Source organism: Pontibacter ummariensis, from assembly GCF_900188175.1.
GTDB classification, from domain to species: Bacteria; Bacteroidota; Bacteroidia; order Cytophagales; family Hymenobacteraceae; genus Pontibacter; species Pontibacter ummariensis.
In genome coordinates, this window is record NZ_FZOQ01000018.1 from 112,370 (window position 1) to 119,427 (window position 7,058).

At 54.3% G+C, this 7,058-nt stretch carries 3 protein-coding genes and 1 pseudogene; 3 read left to right on the forward strand and 1 reads right to left on the reverse strand.

The genetic code is table 11. The annotated features are described in order from the left end of the window. The first annotated feature begins 129 nt into the window (after nt 1-129). Nucleotides 130-3,597 (forward strand): class I SAM-dependent DNA methyltransferase, encoded by a 3,468-nt coding sequence (locus tag CHB92_RS17960; RefSeq protein ID WP_089320612.1) that lies wholly within the window; start codon nt 130-132, stop codon nt 3,595-3,597. A 205-nt stretch (nt 3,598-3,802) separates the two neighbouring features. Here the strand turns inward: CHB92_RS17960 and CHB92_RS17970 are convergent, their stop codons facing one another. Then, nucleotides 3,803-4,333 carry a hypothetical protein gene (locus CHB92_RS17970; RefSeq protein WP_089320614.1) on the reverse strand — a complete coding sequence of 177 codons (531 nt, stop codon included), beginning with the start codon at nt 4,331-4,333 and terminating at the stop codon, nt 3,803-3,805. Between the two features lie 259 nt (nt 4,334-4,592). Here CHB92_RS17970 and CHB92_RS17975 point away from each other — a divergent pair, with 259 nt between their 5' ends. Both CHB92_RS17975 and CHB92_RS17980 read left to right on the forward strand, forming a co-directional pair. Next, nucleotides 4,593-6,098: an outer membrane protein assembly factor BamB family protein gene (locus CHB92_RS17975; protein ID WP_089320615.1), complete on the forward strand. Its 1,506-nt coding sequence runs from the start codon at nt 4,593-4,595 to the stop codon at nt 6,096-6,098. Nucleotides 6,099-6,404: 306 nt separating this feature from the next. Beyond that, nucleotides 6,405-6,890 (forward strand): annotated as a pseudogene (locus CHB92_RS17980) (TolC family protein); the annotation flags it as partial. Nucleotides 6,891-7,058 lie beyond the last annotated feature (168 nt).

Consider the following 7,058-nt stretch of genomic DNA (forward strand, 5'->3'; position numbering starts at 1 on the left):
GGCATAAGCAGAGACAAGGTACTTGCTGCCCTGCATTAAATAGCCTTTGCTCTATATTTTCTCACCTAAATTTCCTAAACTGCACTTGTAAAACCATATCCGCCCTCAGAAAGCAAACAGCATCCTTACATGAGCCTGTCACCAACCCCTGCCGTCACTCACTTCATCACCCGCTGGAAAGCCTCCGGCGCTTCGGAACGTGCTAACTACCAGCTGTTTTTAACCGAGCTGTGCGAGCTGCTGGGCGTGGAGAAGCCACAGCCAGCCACCGATAAGGTGCACGAGGCGACTTATACTTTTGAGCGGCCGGTGGTGTTTGACGACGGCGAAGGCAAGACCAGCACCAACTTCATCGACCTCTATAAGAAAGACTGCTTTGTGCTGGAGGCCAAGCAGGGCTCCGACAAGGCAAGTATAAGTGAGGCCGAACTATTGGGCGCGGAACGGGCAAAGACCAAGACCGGCACGGCCACTCGTGACACCCGCACCTGGGAGCGCGAGATGAAAAAGGCCAAGGAACAGGCCCTGCGCTACGCCCGCTCCTTGCCGACCACCGAAGGCTGGCCACCCTTCCTGGCGGTGGTGGATGTGGGCTACTGCATTGATCTGTATGCGGATTTTGCGCGGCAGGGAAAGACCTATGTGCCGTTTCCGGATCCGCAGAACTACAGAATTACCTTAGAGGAACTTAACAAAGAAGAGGTGCGCGAGCGCCTGCGTTTGCTCTTTACCGACCCTTTGGAGCTGGACCCAAGCCGACGTGCAGCCCGTGTTACCAGGGCGCTGGCCGAGCGGCTGGCAAAGCTGGCGACCTCTTTGGAGGCGGCAGGGCACACGCCGGAGCAGGTGTCGGGTTTCCTGATGCGCTGCCTCTTTACCATGTTTGCCGAAGACGTGCAGCTGCTGCCCGACAGCTCCTTTACCAAGCTGCTGCAGGACTACCGCCACAACATCGCTTACTTCCCGCACGCACTGCAGGCGCTCTGGCAGAGTATGGACAAAGGCGGATTTGACCCGGCCCTGCGCACGGTTATCCCGCAGTTTAACGGCTACTTGTTTAAAGAACCCGAGGCGCTGCCCATCACCGAAGCCCAATTAGACTTGCTTATACTTGCCGCCGAGGCCGATTGGGCCGACGTGGAGCCTGCCATTTTCGGTACGCTGCTGGAGCGGGCTTTGCAGCCGCGCGAGCGTCACAAGCTGGGTGCCCACTACACGCCCCGCGCCTACGTGGAGCGCCTCGTCATGCCAACCGTAATTGAGCCGCTGCGCGAAGAGTGGGAAGCGGCCCGTACCGCCTCGGCCATACTCGAAGACAGCGGCGACGAAGCCGGCGCTCGTAAAGAAATTGAAGCCTTCCACCGCCGTTTGTGCTCGGTGCGCGTGCTGGACCCGGCCTGCGGCAGCGGCAACTTTTTGTACGTCACCCTGGAGCATCTCAAAAGGCTGGAGGGCGAGGTAACCGAGTACCTCGACCACTTCCCGGGGCAGCGCACCCTCGACATGACGGGCGGCTATACCGTAACGCCGGCGCAGCTGCTGGGCCTGGAGGTAAACCCACGGGCAGCGGCCATCGCCGACGTGGTGCTCTGGATCGGCTACCTGCAGTGGCACTTCCGGGCGCACGGCTCGGCCACCCGCCTGAGCAACCCCATCCTGCGCGAGTATGGCAACATACGGCAGCAGGACGCGGTGCTGAGCTACTCCGACCGTACCCCACGCCTCGACAGCAACAAGCAGCCCGTTACCCGCTGGGACGGCCACAGCACCAAACCGCACCCGGTTACCGGGCAGGAAGTACCCGACGAAACCGCCCGCACCATCGTATACGATTACCTCGACCCTAAACCCGCTACCTGGCCCGAAGCCGATTTTATAGTAGGCAACCCGCCATTTATTGGTACTTCTAAAATGCGTGAAGCTTTGGGAGATGGCTATACAGAGGCATTGAGAAAAGCTTATAAAGGCGCTGTACCCGATAGTGCTGACTTCGTGATGTACTGGTGGCACAAAGCAGCTGAAATTGTTCGTGCAGATAAGGCAGAACGTTTCGGTTTCATCACCACCAATAGTATAAAACAGACATTTAACAGCCGAGTGATAGAGTCACATATGCAAGCTACTCCACCACTTTCAATTACGCTTGCTATTCCTGACCATCCTTGGGTAGATAGTGGAGATGGAGCCGCAGTAGAGATAGCAATGAGTGTTGCTGAAAAGGGTGAAACCAGAGGAAGAATTCTTTATACTGCTACAAAAAGTAAAACAGATGGATTAGAAGCCCACGTTACTTTTATTGAAAAGGAGGGTAAAGTTCATGCCAATCTATCAATTGGTGCAGAAGTTTTCAAAGCAACTTCATTAAAGTCTAATGTTGGCATGAGTAATATGGGTGTAAAACTTCATGGCTTAGGGTTTGTCTTAGACCCTTCATCTGCAGCTAAACTACAAAGTATAAGCAATGAGTACTTTAAGATTATTCGCCCATACTTAACGAGTAGAGATTTAGCTCAGGGAGTCAAAGAAAAATATGTGATAGACCTATTTGGTCTTGATGAAAAGGAAGTATTATCTAAGTATCCTGAAGTATATCAGCATGTTTATTTACATGTAAAGCCTGAAAGAGATCATAACCCAAGGGAAATCCGAAGACTAAAGTGGTGGCTTTTCGGAGAGAATCAGCCGAAAATGCGAGAAGCTGTTAAAGGATTAAGTGGCTTTATTGCAACAGCAAGAACTGCTAAGCATAGGGTCTTTCAACTTCTAGAGACACATAACTTGGTCGAGAGCGAGGTTATTGTAATTGCTAGTGATGATTACTATAATTTAGGCGTATTATCATCCAGCATACACCAAGTATGGGCACTTACTGCTGGTAGTGATTTGGGTGGCAACACTCCACGTTACAACAATTCTAAATGCTTCGACCCCTTCCCCTTCCCTGCCGCCACCGAAGCGCAGCAGGAGCAGATCCGAAGTATAGCCGAGGCCCTGGACGCGCACCGCAAGCAGCGGCAGGCGCAGCACCCCACGCTCACCATCACCGACCTATATAACGTACTGGAGAAACTGCGGTCGGGCGAGGCGCTTACACCCAAAGAGCAGAAAACCCACGAGCAGGGGCTGGTAAGTATACTGCTGCAGCTGCACCAGGAGCTGGATGCCGCCGTAGCCGCCGCCTATGGCTGGCCCGCTAACCTGCCCGAAGAAGAAATACTTGAGCGTCTCGTGGCCCTGAACAAGGAACGCGCTGCCGAAGAGGCACGCGGCCACATCCGCTGGCTCCGCCCAGAATACCAGAACCCGCAGGGCACGCAGCAAACAGAGATTGGCCTGAGCACCAAAACCAAAGCCGCCAAAGCCACCGCCAAAGAAGTGCTGGCCTGGCCAAAAACGCTGTCGGAGCAGGCACAGGCAGTGCAACGCGCCCTGCAGCTGCACGAGCGCCCTGCCACCGCACAGGAGCTGCTGCACCAGTTCAAGCCCACCGGCAAAGCCCAGCAGCCCCAGCGCCTCCAGCAGATCGACAGCCTGCTGCAAACGCTTCATGGCCTGGGCTTGCTACGCAAAACCGAGCAGGAGCAGTACGTAAAATAAAAAGATTAAAGACGCTCACGGTGTCCGAAGGCCCGCGAGCGTCTGGTTTGTCTGAAGCAGGATGTAGCGGATGATGGGTACGGACAGGATTAGCTGCGGTACAAGTTCTGTGGCAGCCTCTGCACACCCACTCCCAGATGTAGTCCTTGTTAAAAAGGAGGATTCCTCTGCCAGGGGAGGGCTGGTTGCAAGCTGTACGCTCTGCTTATTCTGGCCCGTGTGGTTTTCTGCCTTTTTCAAGCTTGAGCGGCCCTAGTTTCACGGTCACGTCCTTTGCATAGCGCTTGCCCTTCACCTCGTCGTGGCGCGGAAAGTCAGGGGCCGGGATATGCACCTCGATATCGTACTCGCCGGACTCGTTGATCTGAAAGTTGCTGCCGTAGTGGTAGAGAAAAGGGTGCCAGAAGAAAGGGAAACCTCTTTCCTCTACCAGCTGCCCGCCTTTCAGGACCCGGGCCCGTATGTTCAGGCCTGGAATAAAGCGGTTGTCGTGCTTGTCCTGCACCACGATCTCCATGTGCGTGTTATAGCCTGGCTCGGGCACGTGCCACTGCAGCCCCCCGTCAGCCAGCTGGTAAGTGCCTTCGGCCTTCTCGCTTACCACGTGCACGATGTAGTCGTCCACCTCCACCGAGACATGGTTATCCATGTGCTGCATGAGTTTCAGGGCCGCCTCATAAGCGGCCCCCTGCGCCTTCTCCAGGGCTACCTTCAATGTGTTGTGTTTTATTTCCATAGCTTATTTTATAATCCTTTTTTGTCTACTGCAGCAGAAAAGGTTTTGTTATAGCATTCCCGAACGGCAGAAACGCTTCGCCCACAGCAGGCAAAGAAGGGACGCATCAACAGCCGGGGGCTGTTCTTTTGGCGTCTTCCCCTTTTACCAGTTGCCTTGCAACCACAAACGCCTTTAAAGGGTAGTTAAGGGGAGCTGCCTAAGCAGCTGGTTTACAAAATCTTCCCAAAAGCTATCTCACCAAAATTTAACAAGTTATATGAAGACATTTACCCATACTCTCTTCCGGCGCCTTGCCGCCCCTTTGGTACTCGGTGCAGCGCTGCTTACCTCCTGCAATACTTCTGCCCCCACAGAGGCAGAGACAACTGAAACGGAAGCGGTAGCGGTTGTAGCGGCGGCAGAGGCCCCGGCGGCGGCGCCAATCAACCGCAACCCGCTGGTGGAGGAAACGCTTTGGAACCAGCATGCCACCTTAAAGTCAACCATCAACAGCACCAATGTCAGCAACCTGAAGATGGACTGGAAATATGCTACGCCCACCCCTGTCAGCCACGCGCCCCTGGTAGATGACACAGGCATCTACTTCGGCGACTGGGGCGGCACCGTATACAAAGTGGACCGCAACGGGCAGTTGATCTGGAAGAAGGACATCGAGCAGCCCAAAAAAATGTGGCCCTGGCACGGCTTCGCCGGTACGGGCACTTTAGGCGACGGGAAGCTCTTTGAGGCCAGCGTAGAAGGAACTGCCTTTGCAATAAACCCTGCCACTGGCGATGTGCTCTGGAAAACCAGGTTCACCGATGATCAGGAGGCAGGTAACCTCAGTACGCTGTTGTACCATGATGGCCTGGTATACATTGGTGTACAGTCAGTAGAGGAACCCCTTACAACCATAAAAAAAGGCTTTGTACCTGACTTCCAGGGGAAAGTAGTGGCGCTCAACGCCAACACCGGTGCGCTTGCCTGGGAAAGAGTACTGGTTACGCCGCCCCATACCGGTGTACCCATGTGGACTTCCTTTGCACTGGACCCGGACCAGAACACGCTTTTTTTCACCACGGGCAACAACTATACAGGCGAAGCAACAGAACTCTCTGACGCCATTATAGCAGTAGACGCAAAAACAGGAGAGATAAAATGGGCAAACCAGGTAACCCAGCACGACGTGTGGACCCCGGCTGACCCGGAAGGACCGGACTATGACTTCGGCGGAGGGGCCCAGCTGTTTGTGGCGAACGTGGATGGCCAGGACCGCAAGCTGGTGGGGGGCGCCCAGAAGAGCGGCTTTTACCATGTGTTTGACGCCACCACAGGGCAAAAGATCTGGAGTACCTCTTTCGGATACGGTGGAGTTGACGGCGGTATGCACGGGGAAGCCTCTATTGGCCAGGGCAGGGTGCTGGGCTGGGCCAACAACAGTTATCACCACCACCAGCCACCGGGCAAGTACCCCCTCTCTGTGAAAGCACTGAACGCTGCCACCGGCTCACACGAATGGGTTATTAACCACGCCCAGCCAGCCGCCATTGTTCCGGGCTACCTGGCTAACGACGTTTACTTTGTCGGCTCCCTGGATGGCACCTTGCAGGCTTATCATACCGCTGACGGCAAACAACTGATGAGCACCAAGGCGCCTGCCCCTATCATCTCCTGGCTGTGGGTAGAAGGAAACTCCCTGTACTTTGGTGGTGGCGTACCGGACATGTTTAAGTGGGCCGATAAGGGCGAGAACGGCATGTATGCTTATTCAGTGAAACAGTAAAGGGAGGAGCAGGCCTCTTCCTGAAGAGGGTGCGCCGGATCAAAAGCTTCCCGCGCTGCGCTAGTGGGTAAAACAACCAGGTATTTGAAGAACTTTTAGCAGGAAGGGGCTATCCCCTTCCTGTTTCTATATGTTCTCTTAGCCGCCTCCTGATTTGCCCTTGCCGCCCGTATGCCTGTGCAGCAGAAACTTCTTAAGTTGTCTCACTATCAAACGACAGCATCTCCTCCTGGCGCTGAAAGCCGCATAGCCAGGGCTAGCCGGTGTTTAAACAAAATATTTAGATTATTGCTTGCCAGTGTTTATAAGGTGGCCTGGGCACGGTTTTACCCCTCCCTGGGCATTACCGCCTGCGTCGGTTATCAGGCTTTTAACCCCAGTTTTTGCTAAAGCCCGAGTCGGTGCTGTATTCGCTCGCCGGATACCTGGTAGCCCCCTTTAAACAGGAACGCGATAAAGGTAGCCTATTACAGTGCGAATGCCAGGCATAGACAGGCCGTATACAACTATGAGCGCGCTCTTCTGAACGCATACTCCGAGGTGGCCAATCAGCTATCGAAGATCAACAACCTGGAACAGCGCTATGGTCTGAAAGCGAAGGAGGTACTGGCGCTGAACCAGTCCGTTGCTATATCGAAGGACCTCTTCACCTCGGCAAGGGCCGACTACGTGGAAGTACTGTTGACCCAGCGGGAGGCACTGGAATCCAAATTTGAGCTTGTGGAGACCAAAATGCAGCAAATTAATGCCATGGTGAACTTGTACCGGGCACTGGGCAGCGGATGGAACTAACAGGACGCGAACAAAGCGTGAATCCGGAGCTCCTGAGCTAAGGAAACTGTAGCATCTAAAAGTTGAAAGGCTAAGAGGCTGTTTTGATTTCATTTATCTAATTTCTTAAGCATGATATGTATCATGGTAATCTGAATCATGGTCTCGGCTGATTTAGTGCTGCGTTCA